A 13,561-nucleotide genomic window follows, 5' to 3' on the forward strand; every position below is an offset into this window, starting at 1 on the left:
CTCGGCTCGTCGTCGAGGCTTTCCTCCAGCATGCGGCGCTATGCCGGGTTCTTGTCGCCGATCAGGGCGACCCTCTGGACCAGCGCTCACGCGAAGGCCATCCCGGCGGCGTGGCCGAGGGTGAAGGCCTCCTCGAACACCGAGTAGCCCGACCAGTCCGCGTGGGCGAAGGCCAGGCGCGGCGCGGCCTCGAAGACGAGCGCCGGATGCTCCTTGTTTAATAGCAGTCGGCACAATACTGATGCGGGCCAGAGGCTGATTTGGCTCAAATTTCCGGGCACGGGCACGGCCATGGCATGGCCGTAGCGCACCAGCTCGATGCGCTGGGTCTTGCCGGCCAGGTCGGGGTGGGCGGCGGCCAGCTCGGCCACGATGGCGTCGCGCCACGCCGTCCACGGCGCCTGCAGCAAGCGCTCGCGCCCGCCCGGCTCGTCGCCCAGCGCGCGGTAGTAGGTCAGCACCGTGGGGCCGGGCACGGGGCGCAGGCTCTGGTGCCGTGCATCGACGTAGCCCAGGCCGGCGCCGCCGTACAGCACGTTGTCCCAGCTCGGCGCGGCGCCGGGCCGGTCGTCCAGCGGCACGCGCAGGCGCAGGTTGGCCACCAGCCAGGCGCGGTGCGGATCGTGGCGGCGCGCTGGCGCAGCGCCTCGGGCGCGGGCTGCACCACGCGCGCGGCGGCCAGCGCGGGCAAGGCGACGATGGCCTGCGGGGCCTGCCAGCGCTCCAGCCGGCCGTTGGCGACGTCGATCGCATCGACGGCGACGCCGTGGCGCCCGTGCGCGATGCGCCCGACGACGCGCCCGGTGCGCAGCCGATCGCCCAGCGGCGCCGCCAGCCGCGCGCCGATCCAGCCGTTGCCCTGCGGCCAGGTGAATACGGCGGACGCCTCGCCGCCCATGCCGGGCGCGTCGCCGGGGGCGTGAAAGCCGTGCCGGCTGGCGAAGTAGTGCAGGCCGGCCCAGGCCGACACGGTGGCGATGCCGGCGCCGTAGTCGTCGCGGCAGCAGTAGTCCAGGTACCAGAGCAGGTGCGCGTCATCCAGGCCCTCGGCCCGCAGCCACGCTTTGAAAGTAATAGCGTCCTGCGCAAGCTGCACGCCGGCAAACGACGATTTTTGTATTGGAACGGCGTAGCGCCCGCGCTTGCGCGCGCGCCACGGCCCGGGCGAAGCGCCGGTACTGCGCCAGCGTGCCCGCGCCCACGCCCTGCACGGGCAGCAGGCCGTCCTGCCAGTGGCCGTCGAAAAACAGGCGCTCCTGCGGGCTGTGGCACAGGTGGCGCTCATCGATCTGCCAGCGGCCGGCCACGCGCCGGCGCAGGCCCAGCTCCTCCAGCAGGTCCTGCACCGCGCGCGCGTCGTCGCCGGGCACGGGCAGGTAGTGCGCGCCCATCGGGCAGTCGATGCCGCCGACCTGCGTCCCCCGGCTATTGCCGCCGGCGGTGTCCTCCAGCTCCAGCACGGCGAAGTCCTCGTGCCCGGCCAGCCGCAGCGCCCGCGCCGCCGCCAGCCCGGCGATGCCGCCGCCGGCGATCACGGTGTGCACGCGGCGCGTGGCGTCGGGTGCCCGATCGGGCCAGGGCTGGCGCAGCAGGTGGCCGCGCTCGTGGGCGATGCCCGTGTAGCCGCCCTCGATGGCCTGCATGGCCTCGCGCGAGCAGCCCGCCGCCAGCAGCGCGCCGGCACCGGCGGCCAGCCAGGCGCGGCGCCGCGGGCCGGCGCTCGGCGTGCTCATGGCTGCACCTGCCCCCATTCGGTCTCGTAGGTGTGCACCAGCACCTGGTTGGACAGCCGGTTGACCTGGGCCGGCACGCGCGCCATGTCGGCCGGGAAGTCGAACAGCAGCGGCAGCGTGGCCGGCGTCAGGTAGCGCAGCCCCGGCGGCAGCGCGTCCGGCAGGCGCCAGGGGCGGCGGCTGGCGATGACGAAGCCCCATTCGCCGAAGCTGGGCACGTGGGCGTGGTAGGGCGCGGTGCGCAGGCCGGCGGCCTCGATGCTGGTGACGACGCTCCAGAAGCTCTGGCGCGCCACCAGCGGCGAGGTGGTCTGCACCACGGCGTAGCCGCTGGCGGCCAGGCGCCGGCCGAGCAGGGCGTAGAAGCTGTGGGTGTAGAGCTTGCCGATGGCGAAGTTGGTGGGGTCGGGGAAATCGACCACGATCACGTCGAAGGGGTCGTCGCCCCGCTCGTCGCCCTGCTGCAGCCACTGGAAGGCGTCGGTGTTCACGATGGTGAGCCGGGGCGAGGCCAGCGCGTCGGCGTTGAGCGCGCGCAGCGTGGGGTGCGTGCCGAACAGGCGCGTCATCTCCGGGTCCAGCTCGACCAGGGTGATGGATTCGACGCTGGGGTGCCTGAGCACCTCGCGCACCGCCATGCCGTCGCCGCCGCCCAGCACGGCCACGCGGCGCGGGTGGCCGTGCGCGGCCATCGCGGGGTGCACCAGGGCCTCGTGGTAGCGGTATTCGTCGCGCTCGGCGAACTGCAGGTTGCCGTTGAGGTACAGCCGGTGCCCGGCGCGGCCGTGGGTGACCACGATGCGCTGGTAGGGCGAGGCGCTGCCGAGCACGATGCGGTCCTGGTAGAACTTGTCCTCGGCGAAGCGCGTGAGCTGCTCGGCCCCGAACAGCCCCGCGACCAGCGCCGCCAGCACCAGCGCGCAGGCCAGCGCATGCGCGCCGAAGCGCCGCAGCTCGCCGCGGAACAGCCACAGCGCCCACACCGCCACGGCGGCGTTCATCAGCCCGAACACCAGCCCGGTGCGGATCAGCCCCAGGTGCGGCACCAACAGCAGCGGAAAGGCCAGCGACACCGCCAGCGCGCCCAGGTAGTCGAAGGTGAGCACCTGGCTCACCAGGTCCTTCAGCGCCACGTTGCGCTTGAGGATGCGCATGACCAGCGGGATCTCCAGCCCCACCAGCGTGCCCACCAGCAGCACCAGGCCGTACAGCAGCACGCGGAAGGCGCCGGGCACGTAGGCGTTAGCCACGAAAAGCGTAGCTGGCAGCGCCCCACCCACAAGGGCCACGAGCAGTTCTATGCGCAGAAAATGCGCGGGCAACTGGCGGTCGATGTAGCGCGACAGCCACGAGCCCACGCCCATGGCGAACAGGTAGGTGCCGATGACGGTGGAGAACTGCAGCACCGAGTCGCCCAGCACGTACGACGCCAGCGCGCCGGCCGCCAGCTCGTACAGCAGCCCGCACGCGGCCACGACGAAGACGCTGGCGAGCAGCGCGATGTCGATGGGGCGGGGGCCGGCGCGGGGAGGGGCGGGAGGGGAGGCCGCGGTCACGGCGCTATTGTGCGGGAGCGGTGCGCCCCTTCCGGGCGGCGGCGCCCGCGCCCAGGGCGCCGCGCCGGAACTCAGAACTGGTAGTTGGCGCTCAGCAGAAAGCTGCGCGGCGCGCCCGGCATGGCGCTGGAGCGCCAGTATTCCTTGTCCAGCAGGTTCGACACCGCCAGGGTGACCGTCCACGGCGCGGCGCGCCAGCCGACCAGCGCGTCCCAGCGCGTGTAGCCCGGCAGGCGCGCGGTGTTGGCGGCGTTGGTCCAGCGCGCGCTGGTGTGGGTCACGCCGATCTCGGCGTACCACGGGCCGGACGGCGCGTAACGCACGAACAGGCTGCCGTTGCGCTTGGCTGAGTTCGGCAGGTAGTTGCCCTGGTTGGCGGGCGTTCCCCTGTCCTCGACCGCCTTGGCGCTCATCAGGCCCACGCCGCCGCGCACATACCACGACGGCGCCAGGCGCCCCGACGCGCTGAACTCGATGCCGCGCGAGCGCTCCTTGCCGCGCACGGCCCAGGTGACGGGTCGTTGTCGGGGTCGGGCCGGTAGCGGATGTTGAAGTGCTCCAACTGGTAGACCGAGAGCTGGGTGGACAGCGCGCCGTCGAACCAGTCGCTCTTGACGCCGACCTCGAACTGGCGTGAATACTGCGGCTCCTCGTCCAGCACGGCGCCGGCGCCGGTGTCCACGCCGAGGAAGCCGCGCCCACCGTAGGGCGAGAAGCTCTTGTTCCACGAGGCGTAGAAGCTGTGCTCGCGCACGGGCTGCCAGACGACGCCGATGCGCGGGCTCACGGCGTTGCCGCTGGTGTCGCGGGTGGCGCTGGTGAGCAGGTTGGTGCTGCGGAAGTCGTAGCTGTCGTAGCGCAGCCCGGCCAGCACCTTCCACTGCGGCGTGAGGCTGATCAGGTCCTGCACGTACAGCGCCTGCGCGCTGCCCTTGTGCAGGTTGTGCTGGTTGGGCGTGCCTTGCACCGGCAGGGGCGGCCAGGCGATAGGCAGCCGCGGGTCGTAGGTGAAGGTGGTGGCCGGCGTGCCGATGCGGGGGTGGCGCTTTTCCTGGCTGATCTCCAGCCCCACGAGCAGGTCGTGCTGGACATCGCCGGTCTTGAACTTGCCGGTCAGGTCCAGCGTGTTGCTCAGGGTCTTGTTGCTGGTCTGCTGCCAGGCGTAGCCGGGCTTGATCAGGCCGGTGGCGGCGCTGTAGGTGCCGCCGAAGAAATGGTCGAAGTCCTGGCTGGCCTCGCGCTGGCTGGCCACCCAGCGCAGGCTCCAGGCGGCATTGAAGTCGTACGACAGGTCCGAGCGCAGCACGCGCAGGCGGTCCTCGACGGTGTTGTCGGGGTGCGAGAAGCTCTCGCGGATGGAGATGCCGGCGGGCAACTGGTCGTAGGCCGGGCCGCGGTCGGGCACGCGCCACACGTTGTCCCAGGTGTACTGCGCGGTCCAGCGCAGGCCCGTGCGCGTGTCCACCAGGATGCTGGGCGAGATCATCTCGTTCTTGTTGCGGATGCCGCGGCGGAAGCTGTGCGCCTGCTCGCGGTCGGCCGTCAGGCGCACGACCACGTTGGGGTTGATGACCTGGTTGATGTCCAGCGTGCCGCCGTAGTTGTCCCACGAGCCGCCGCGCAAGGTGACGCTGCTCTTGGCGTCGAAGCGCGCCTGCTTGCTGACCAGGTTGATCACGCCGCCGCCGGCGCCGCGGCCGTACAGCACCGAGGCGGGTCCCTTCAGGATCTCGATGCGCTCCACGTTGGCCGTGCTGCGGCGCACCTGGCCGGATTCGCGCACGCCGTCGCGGTAGATGTCGTTCGAGTCGGAGCCGAAGCCCCGGATCAGGACGCCCTCGCCGCGCATGTCGTAGTTGGTGTTCACGCCCGGCACGCCGTCGAGCATGACCGACAGGTCATTGATGCCGTAGCTCTTGTACTTGTTGACTTCCAGCGTGTCGATGGTCTGCGGGATGTCCTTGGGCGCCATGTAGGTCTTGGTGGCGGTGGTCACCCCTTCGGGGCGCACGTCGTCGGGGTCGTGCTGCGTGCTGGTCACCTCCACGGTGGGCATGGTGGCGACTTCCTCCGTCGTCTGGGCGCCTGCGGGCAGGCTCCACGCCTGGCACGCCAGCACGGCCGCCAGCGCCACCGCCGAGCGCCTGTGCGCGCGGGCCGGGCCCTCCCTCTCGTCGTTGTTGTCCATCGTCCGCATCCTGAAGAAGTGAGATGCGAGGGATTGTAATGGAAACGCGAATCATTCTTATTTGATAATCTTGTGTCCACTGCGGGTCAGGCGTCTCCCCTTCATTGCGCTGGCGATGCCCACTCCGCACCCAGCGCCTCGGCCTGCTGCAGCACCAGTTCCACCGCGCTGTCCGCCATGTCCGGCGGGTACTTGTACTTGCGCAGGATGCGCTTGACCATCAGCCGCAGGCTGGCGCGCACGCTCTCGCGGCGGCTCCAATCGACGGTGATGTTCTGGCGCAGGTTCTCGGTCAGTTCGTGGGCGATCTTCTTCAGCGTCTCGTCGGTGAGTTCGCGCACGGCCGATTCGTTGGCCGCCAGCGCGTCGTAGAAGCGCACCTCGTCCTCCGTCAGGCCCAGTTGCTCGCCCCGGCGGGCCGCGTCGCGGAACTTGCGGGCCATCTCGACCAGTTCTTCCATCACCTGCGCCGTCTCGATGCTGCGGTTCTGGTAGCGGGTGATGACGCCGGTGAGCATGTCGGAGAACTTGCGCTGCTGCACGATGTTGGTGGCGAACCGGGCCTTGATCTCGCCTTCGAGCAGGCGGTCCAGCAGTTCCACCGCCAGGTTGCGTTCGGGCAGGCTTCGCACCTGGGCCAGGAACTCGTCGTCCAGCAGGCCGATGTTGGGCTTGTCCAGGCCCACGGCGTCGAAGATGTCCACCACCGATTCGCTGACCACGGCCTGGTTGATGATCTGGCGGATGGCGGCATCGCGCGCCTCGTCGGTCTTCTTCCGCTGGCTGGTGTCGCGCTTGGTCAGGATGACCTTCATGGCTTGCAGAAAGGCCACCTCGTCGCGCACCGCCTGGGCCTCGTCCAGCGTGCAGCACAGGGTGAAGGCCTGGCCCATCGCCAGGGCGGCGTCGGCAAAGCGCTTCTTGCCATCGCGCAGCACATGGCCGTCCTTGTCCCTGGCGCCGCTGGACAGGCCCAGCACGTGGTTGGCGGCGCCCGCCAGCGTCTTGTGGCCGCCCGCCTTGAAGCCCGACCAGTCGAAGCCATGCAGCATGGCGTGCAGCACGTCGCGCTTTTCCAGCAGCACGGCCAGCGCTTCGTGCGCGTCCACCGTGGGCCTTCCACGGCCCTGGCTGGCCGTGTATTCCTTCATCGCGGCCTTCAGCTCGTTGCCGATGCCGATGTAGTCCACCACCAGGCCGCCCTGCTTGTCGCGGAACACGCGGTTCACGCGGGCGATGGCCTGCATCAGGTTGTGGCCCTTCATGGGCTTGTCGACATACATGGTGTGGGCGCAGGGGGCGTCGAAGCCGGTGAGCCACATGTCGCGCACGATGACCAGCTTGAGCGGGTCGGCGGGATCCTTGAAGCGCTTTTCCAGGCGCTTCTTCACCTGGGCGCCGTGGATGTGCGGGCGCAGCAGGGCCTTGTCGGAGGCAGCGCCGGTCATGATGACCTTGATGGCGCCCTGCTCCGGGTCGTCGCTGTGCCAGCCGGGGCGCAGCCGGGTGATCTCGTCGTAGAGGTGCACGCAGATGTCGCGGCTCATGGTCACCACCATGGCCTTGCCGCCGAAACCATCCGACATGTTGGCCTGGTTGCGCTGCTCGAAGTGCGCCACCAGGTCGGCCGCCACGCTGGCCACGCGGGGTTCGGCACCCACGATCTTTTCCAGCGCGGCCCAGCGGGACTTGAGCCGAGCCTGGGCGCCCTCTTCCTCGTCCTCGGCCAGTTCGTCCACCTCCTCGTCCAGCAGGGAAAGGTCGGCCTCTTTCAGTTTGAGCTTGGCGAGGCGACTCTCGTAGTAGATGGCCACCGTGGCGCCGTCTTCCTTGGCCTGCCGCATGTCATAGACATGGATGTAGTCGCCGAACACGGCGCGGGTGTCGCGGTCGGTGCTGCTGACCGGCGTGCCGGTGAAGGCCACGAAGGTGGCGTGAGGCAAGGCATCGCGCAGATGCTGGGCGTAGCCGACCTGGTAGGTGGTCTTGTATTCGGGCGGTTCGAACTCGGCAAGCACCGCGCTGCTGCCTGCGTCGCCGATCACTATGCTTTTGCTAGCTTCCTGCGCTTTATCAGCAAGGGCTGGAGGCTGATTTGGCTTCAAACAACCCACCTTGCGCGTCTTGAGCCTGGCCTCGAAGCCGTACTGCGTGCGGTGCGCCTCGTCGGCGATCACCACGATGTTGCGGCGCTCGGACAGCACGGGGAACATGTCCTCGTCCTCGCCCGGCATGAACTTCTGGATGGTGGCAAAGATGATGCCGCCCGAGGGCCGGTTGGCCAGCAACTGCCGCAGCGCCTGCCGCGTGGCGGCCTGCACGGGCTGCTCGCGCAACAAGTCCTGCGCCAGGCTGAACACGCCGAACAACTGCCCATCGAGGTCGTTGCGGTCGGTGATGACCACGATGGTGGGGTTCTCCATCGCGGGCTCCTGCATCACGCGCGCCGCGAAGCAGGTCATGGTGATGCTCTTGCCGCTGCCCTGCGTGTGCCACACCACGCCGCCCTTGCCCTGGATGCCGGCCGGGCTGCCGGGGCGCGAGGCCGCCACCACGTGCCCGATGGCCGCGCGCACCGCGTGGAACTGGTGGTAGCCCGCCACCTTCTTGACCAGTTGGCCATCGTCCTCGAACAGCACGAAGCAGCGCAGGTAGTCCAGCAGGTAGCGCGGCGCCAGCGCGCCGCGCACCAGGGTTTCCAGCTCGTTGAACTGGCCCAGCGGGTCGAGGGTGGCGCCATCGATGGTGCGCCACTGCAGGTACCGTTCGGTGTTGGCCGAGAGCGACCCCATGCGCGCCTCGGAGCCGTCCGAGACCACCAGCAGCTCGTTGTACTGGAACAGGTCGGGAATCTGCGCCTTGTACGTCTGGATCTGGTCGTAGGCGCGCCAGATGTCGGCGTGCTCGTCGGCGGGGTTCTTCAGCTCCAGCAGCACCAGCGGCAGGCCGTTGACGAACAGCACCACGTCGGGCCGCCGCGTGTGGTGCGGCCCCTTGACGGTGGATTGGTTGACGACCCAGAACTCATTGCGCGCCGCATCCTGCCAGTCGATCAGGCGCACGAAGTCGCCCACCGTCTCGCCATCGCGCTGGTACTGCACCGGCACGCCGCCCACCAGCAGCTTGTGGAAGGCGCGGTTGGCCGAGAGCTGGGCCGGGATGCCCAGGCTCAGCACCTGCTGCAAGGCGTCTTCGCGGGCGGCGGTGGGAACGCCGGGGTTCAGGCGCCCGATGGCCTCGCGCAGGCACGGGGCCAGCACCACCTGGCGGTAGTCGGTGCGCTGGGGGTTGGCGCCATCGGGGGCGATGGCAAGGCCCGGGTGCACCGCATAGCCCACATCGGCCAGCCAGGCCAGGGTTTCTTGTTCGAGTTGGTCTTCAGTCATGGGCTCATCCTGCCAGCAACGCGATATACGCCACATAGCTGTAACTGCGGTGGGTCTTCTGGCCGGTCAGCTCAGAGACGATGCCCAAGTCCGCCAGCACCTTCACCGCCGCACTAGCGGTCGGAAAACTGGAGTCAAGCTTCTGGCGTACCTGCTCGATGGTGAAGCGCGGCATCATCGGCAGCAACTCCAGCAGGCGATAGCTGGCCATGCCTCCCCTGGGCGACGCCAGCAGGCGGCGGCGGTCTTGCGCCAGCAGGGCGGCCACGGCCACGATGTTGCGCTCGGCCTCTTGCGCGGCCAGCGCCACGCCCTCCAGGAAGAACGCCACCCAGCCCTCCCAATCGCCCTCGGTGCGGACGTTGGACAGGCGGCGGTAATACTCCTTCTGGTGCTGCTTCAAATAGCCGCTCACATACATCAGCGGCTCGGGCAGCAAGCCCCAGTGCTCCAGCAGTGCGGCGATCAGCAGGCGGCCCATGCGGCCATTGCCGTCCAGAAACGGGTGGATCGTCTCGAACTGCACGTGGATCAGCGCCGTCTTCACCAACGGCGGCAGGGGCTGGGCCTCGCCGTCATGGATGAAGCGCTCCAGGCCGGCCAGCAAATCAGGCACCCGCTCGGGCGGCGGCGGCACGAACACCGCGTTGCCGGGCCGCGTGCCGCCAATCCAGTTCTGCGAACGGCGCAGCTCGCCCGGCTGCTTGCCCTGGCCCCGCACGCCATCGAGCAGCAGGCGGTGCGCGTCGCACAGCAGGCGCACGCTGATGGGCAGGCCCGCCGGCTCGCGCAGGCTGTCCTGCACCAGCCGGAAGGCGCGCAGGTAGTTGGTCACCTCCTCCACGTCGTCGGTGTTGCTGACCGTGAAACCGGCCTCCTCGTCGAACAGATCCACCAGCGTGGCCTGCGTGCCCTCGATCTGCGAGGTGAGCAACGCCTCTTTGCGAATGGCGCTGTACAAGAGCCAATCCACTGACGGCACCAGCCCCGCCACGCCAGCCAGCCGCGCCAGCGCCATCTCGGCGGCATGGTTAGCAGCGGCGAAGGATTCGGGCGCCAGCGGCGGATCAGCGGGCGGCAGCGGGTGCGGCACGAACGCCCGCACCGGCTCGCCCAGCGTGGTGGAGGTGATGGTGGTGCCGGTGCTGCGCATGGGATGAAAGATGCTTTAAACCGAGTGCAGGGCGATTAAAGCATTCTTTAATGATGACCGTGGATGAAAAACTGCTTTCATGGCTGTCAGCAGCCCGCAGGCACGCACCTGCCCAAACCCCACCCGCAGCGCCTGGCGGTAGCGCAGCACCTCCTTGGCGGCGGGGTTGGCAAACACCTCCGGCAGCACATCGTCCTTGAACCGCTCATCGTGCGTGGTGACGATGTTCTCGATCTCCGAGCTGTCCTTGGCCTCCTGCAGGCCCAGGGTGCTGATCAGGATGCCCTGGTTGGGAATGGACGCCGCAATGCCCTTGAGTTCCGCCAGCCTGCGGCTGCTGCTGGCCAACTTCTTGAGGATGGCGGGCGTGTCAAAGCGGGCGGCGTCCATCTGTTCGAGCGGGTGAGCAGGGGCATGGCGGGCCTACGGCGGGCTGGGATGCGTATAGAAAAGCCGGTTTTCTATACATGGTAGCCAGCATGTGTATAGGAAACGCCATTTTTTATACATGTACGGTGCGGCATACATGCAAAGCGCCTTTTCAAGCATAGGGGACGGATGGCCGGTGTATCGCGCCAAGTTACCAATGAAATCTGGCTCTAGCGCCTACCCATCAAGCGCAAGCAGCTATTCTTTAAATAGCAACAAAAGCCTGAGTGTTGAAAGAGTTTTTGCATGAGCCGCTGGAAAGTCAACTCATACATCCGCACAGCTCGGTCTCCTGATCCGCGACTGGCATCGGCCAAGAGCGGACAGTTGTCGAGAGGAGTCGCTCAACTTCTGTGCTCGCCGTCAACGTGACGTGCAAAGGCATACTGGAGTAGTGAGGTTCTGCCTTGAATGTGCAGGACCCGGATCTGCATAAAAACACCATTTGCGTCTTCCAGTTCAAACGGTACATCGACTTCAAAAGTCGACGGCTGTTGGACGCCGCCGTTAATTGCGATATTGTCGGCGTAGAGGTACATGCGATTATGAGTATCTAGTATCGGATTTAGACGCCCCTCCAGCCCAGGAATATGCCCGGTGCTATGGCAGATGATCGAACCTGTGTTCTCTGAATCGAAAACTGTAACGGTTATATCAGTGCCAGGATCCCACGATTTAATGACCGCACCTGGATATTTAGGATGAGCAACAAGCAGTTGATAGAGACGGCGCGTCGGTATGGACACAGCGGCCACGCCGTCTGCGGGGGTGACCGCATTCTTCGTGGTGCCGTTGTCGGCGATGGCAGTAACCGATGCTCCTGCTACGGGTGAGCCACTTGAAGAGATGACGGAAACTCTCGCATGAACCGGGTCAATACGAGGTGCATTTTCCACTGAAAACATGGCGCGTCGTATCGACTCCGAAGGAATAGTGCGTCCGCTGTTCACCAGCTTCGTCTGAACTACCTTGACGAACTCTTGAGGAGATCGTCCAGTTAGGGAGATGTATCCCACGGTTGATAGAACACCGGGAATCGGCGTGTCGTCGAACCTTGTTGGAAGTATGTACTCCTGATGTTCCTGAAACGCGCGCGCTTGCATGGCCTGACGTTCGTGATTTGTCCACAGCTTGCGCGCGTAGTGCTCTGAAATGAACATGATCGTGTACAGCGCCTTATTTTGATAGACGTCAGATAAGTATTCGTAGAGGTTCTTCCCCCAGAGGTTTGATTCTTCAAATAGATCGTAGAAGACCTTGACGCCTGAGTCTCGCAGCAAATTTGCGACTTGATCGACGTAAACTCTGTCTTCTCCGGCGAATGAAAGAGCGATCTCAAATTCGACTGTACGGTTCATACTTTTCGATGCCTAAATTTTTTGCACGGAAGGCGCAATTCGGCCCGCATAGGCAGCCACTGTAAGCCCAGGCCGGATGATGCACGATGTTCTTTCGTATTTGGCTCCATAGTATCTGCCGATTCCCGCAACTAGAAAGGCTGCTATGAGGCCCAAATGCCAGATGGCTACAATGGGTCGATTCCTGCCGGAGATAACAGTGCAATTGGATGAAACCGATTGCCGCATTGACTGGACATATGGCACTGGATTCATTGGCCATGAGAGTCTGGGATGCGACACCCCTCCTCTTGCAGGGTGTTGACGCCCGCTTCGGTCAACGCCTCGGGTACGCGAAGCTGGCCGGAGATCAGACGGGGGAGCAGAGTATCGCGGAGGATAGTGAGAGTTTGGACTTGTTCTTCATTGGCACGCACGGTTTCATAAAGTGGCGAAATGTGTGCTGCGAAGGCTTCGGACACATCATTTCCTGGGTTCAGAAATTTGATCCGCCACATATTGGATTGACTCAGCTTCGCTTGGACTGCGCCCGTGATGTAAGGCTGAATATTCGTGCGCTGCAATGCAAGCATCAAATGCTCTGTAGATACTCCCGCCTTCCCTTGAATAATGTGTGCATGGTTATTTACCCAGAACTTTCCCCAAACATATTGCATGATTGGAAAGCCCTGCTCATCCGCAACCGATCCGTCCTCTCCTGCCAAAAGAAAGATGCCATCGAAAAGATAGCCATCAACGTAATCCATCAGGGCCGCCGCACCGTAGTATGGATATATGCCACGACGCTTGGCGCGTTCAGCACTTGATAGAGGAACACGCTTGGAATCAGAAATCGCGCATACCTCTTTTAGACTGGGCGGCCTCAAATCCGAAGTGCAACACCCCCTGCGGTAAGGTGTTCACATGCCATCCGCCTCCCGATACGAACAACTCCAACCCGAAGACCGCATGACGATCGCGAGCATGCGCCAGCAAGGGCAAAGCGCGCGATGGCGCTGGGGCGATCGCCATCGACGATCAGCCGCGAGCTGGCGCGCAACACGGGCGCTGACGCGGCCTACGGCTCGCACCGCGCACAGCGTCCTGCCAGGCGCCGGCGTGCTGCCCGCCCTCTTGCCAAACTGTCTTCTGACAGCCTGTCCTGGAGCCTGGTGATGACCCTGTTGGACTGGAAGTGGTCGCCCCAGCAGATTGCCGCTACCCTCAAGCGCACCTTTCCCAACGAGGCCGCGCGCCACGTGTCCCACGAAACCATCTACACCGCCATCTACGCCCAGCCTCGGGGCGAACTGCGCCGCCAGCTCATCGCCTGCCTGCGCCAGGGCCGTGGCACACGGTTGCCGCGCAGCCGTGGCACCGACCGGCGTGGCCAGATCCCCGAGATGGTCAGCATCCACTGCGCCCACCCGAGATCGAGGATCGCGGATGCCCGGCCACTGGGAAGGCGACTTCATCAAGGGGCGGGCAACAAGTCCTCCGTGGGCGTGCTGGTGGAGCGCTCCAGCCGCCTGGTGCTGCTGGCCAAGATGGACGATGCCACGGCCAGCTCGGCGCTGGCCGGTTTCACGGCCAAGCTCAACGCGATTGCCGATCCGATGCGCAAGAGCTTCACCTACGACCAGGGCAAGGAGATGAGCTACCACCGGCACTGGCCGCCGCCAGGCGCAGGTCTACTTTGCGACCCCCACGCCCCTGGCAGCGCGGCACCTGCGAGAACACCAACGGGCTGCTGCGCCAGTACCTGCCCAGGGCACTGAC

At 66.2% G+C, this 13,561-nt stretch carries 9 protein-coding genes and 1 pseudogene; 1 reads left to right on the plus strand and 9 read right to left on the minus strand.

The genetic code is table 11. The features are described 5' to 3' along the window. Positions 1–86: 86 nt before the first annotated feature. The 9 genes and pseudogenes from IPG65_RS05395 to IPG65_RS05430 all read right to left on the minus strand — a co-directional run bounded on the left by IPG65_RS05395 (position 87) and on the right by IPG65_RS05430 (position 12,669). Positions 87–1,751: pseudogene (locus IPG65_RS05395) on the minus strand (FAD-dependent oxidoreductase). Further along, complete coding sequence (locus IPG65_RS05400; protein WP_293188235.1) at positions 1,730–3,289, minus strand: polyamine aminopropyltransferase; 1,560 nt, start codon at positions 3,287–3,289, stop codon at positions 1,730–1,732. The pseudogene IPG65_RS05395 and the gene IPG65_RS05400 overlap by 22 nt, the downstream one beginning before the upstream one ends. A 71-nt stretch (positions 3,290–3,360) precedes the next feature. Next, positions 3,361–3,792 carry a TonB-dependent receptor gene (locus IPG65_RS19310; protein ID WP_366932122.1) on the minus strand — a complete coding sequence of 144 codons (432 nt, stop codon included), beginning with the start codon at positions 3,790–3,792 and terminating at the stop codon, positions 3,361–3,363. After that, on the minus strand, positions 3,702–5,477 hold the full coding sequence (locus tag IPG65_RS05405; RefSeq protein ID WP_366932123.1) for a TonB-dependent receptor: 1,776 nt from the start codon (positions 5,475–5,477) through the stop codon (positions 3,702–3,704). The genes IPG65_RS19310 and IPG65_RS05405 overlap by 91 nt, the downstream gene beginning before the upstream one ends. A 101-nt stretch (positions 5,478–5,578) precedes the next feature. Beyond that, the gene (locus IPG65_RS05410; protein ID WP_293188236.1) at positions 5,579–8,863 is read right to left on the minus strand and encodes a type I restriction endonuclease subunit R; all 3,285 of its coding nucleotides are present in this window, start codon (positions 8,861–8,863) and stop codon (positions 5,579–5,581) included. Between the two features lie 4 nt (positions 8,864–8,867). Continuing rightward, on the minus strand, positions 8,868–10,016 hold the full coding sequence (locus IPG65_RS05415) for a Fic family protein (protein WP_293188237.1): 1,149 nt from the start codon (positions 10,014–10,016) through the stop codon (positions 8,868–8,870). A 15-nt stretch (positions 10,017–10,031) separates the two neighbouring features. After that, positions 10,032–10,406, minus strand: coding sequence for a Fic/DOC family N-terminal domain-containing protein (locus IPG65_RS05420; protein ID WP_293188238.1), 375 nt, complete (start codon positions 10,404–10,406; stop codon positions 10,032–10,034). Positions 10,407–10,789: 383 nt separating this feature from the next. Next, positions 10,790–11,803 (minus strand): TIR domain-containing protein, encoded by a 1,014-nt coding sequence (locus IPG65_RS05425; RefSeq protein WP_293188239.1) that lies wholly within the window; start codon positions 11,801–11,803, stop codon positions 10,790–10,792. A 251-nt stretch (positions 11,804–12,054) separates the two neighbouring features. Beyond that, the gene (locus IPG65_RS05430) at positions 12,055–12,669 is read right to left on the minus strand and encodes a restriction endonuclease subunit S (RefSeq protein WP_293188240.1); all 615 of its coding nucleotides are present in this window, start codon (positions 12,667–12,669) and stop codon (positions 12,055–12,057) included. 123 nt (positions 12,670–12,792) lie between these two features. Here IPG65_RS05430 and IPG65_RS05435 point away from each other — a divergent pair, with 123 nt between their 5' ends. Beyond that, positions 12,793–13,560: an IS30 family transposase gene (locus tag IPG65_RS05435; RefSeq protein ID WP_293188241.1), complete on the plus strand. Its 768-nt coding sequence runs from the start codon at positions 12,793–12,795 to the stop codon at positions 13,558–13,560. Position 13,561: the final 1 nt, after the last annotated feature.

Source organism: Ottowia sp., from assembly GCF_016703145.1.
In the GTDB taxonomy this organism is placed as follows: Bacteria; Pseudomonadota; Gammaproteobacteria; order Burkholderiales; family Burkholderiaceae_C; genus Ottowia.

Bases quoted from the DNA above. Each gene is read 5' to 3' on its own strand.
- IPG65_RS05405 (WP_366932123.1), bottom strand. From the start codon at position 5,477: ATGGACAACAACGACGAGAGGGAGGGCCCGGCCCGCGCGCACAGGCGC.
- IPG65_RS05410 (WP_293188236.1), bottom strand. From the start codon at position 8,863: ATGACTGAAGACCAACTCGAACAAGAAACCCTGGCCTGGCTGGCCGAT.
- IPG65_RS05415 (WP_293188237.1), bottom strand. From the start codon at position 10,016: ATGCGCAGCACCGGCACCACCATCACCTCCACCACGCTGGGCGAGCCG.
- IPG65_RS05420 (WP_293188238.1), bottom strand. From the start codon at position 10,406: ATGGACGCCGCCCGCTTTGACACGCCCGCCATCCTCAAGAAGTTGGCC.
- IPG65_RS05425 (WP_293188239.1), bottom strand. From the start codon at position 11,803: ATGAACCGTACAGTCGAATTTGAGATCGCTCTTTCATTCGCCGGAGAA.
- IPG65_RS05435 (WP_293188241.1), top strand. From the start codon at position 12,793: ATGGCGCTGGGGCGATCGCCATCGACGATCAGCCGCGAGCTGGCGCGC.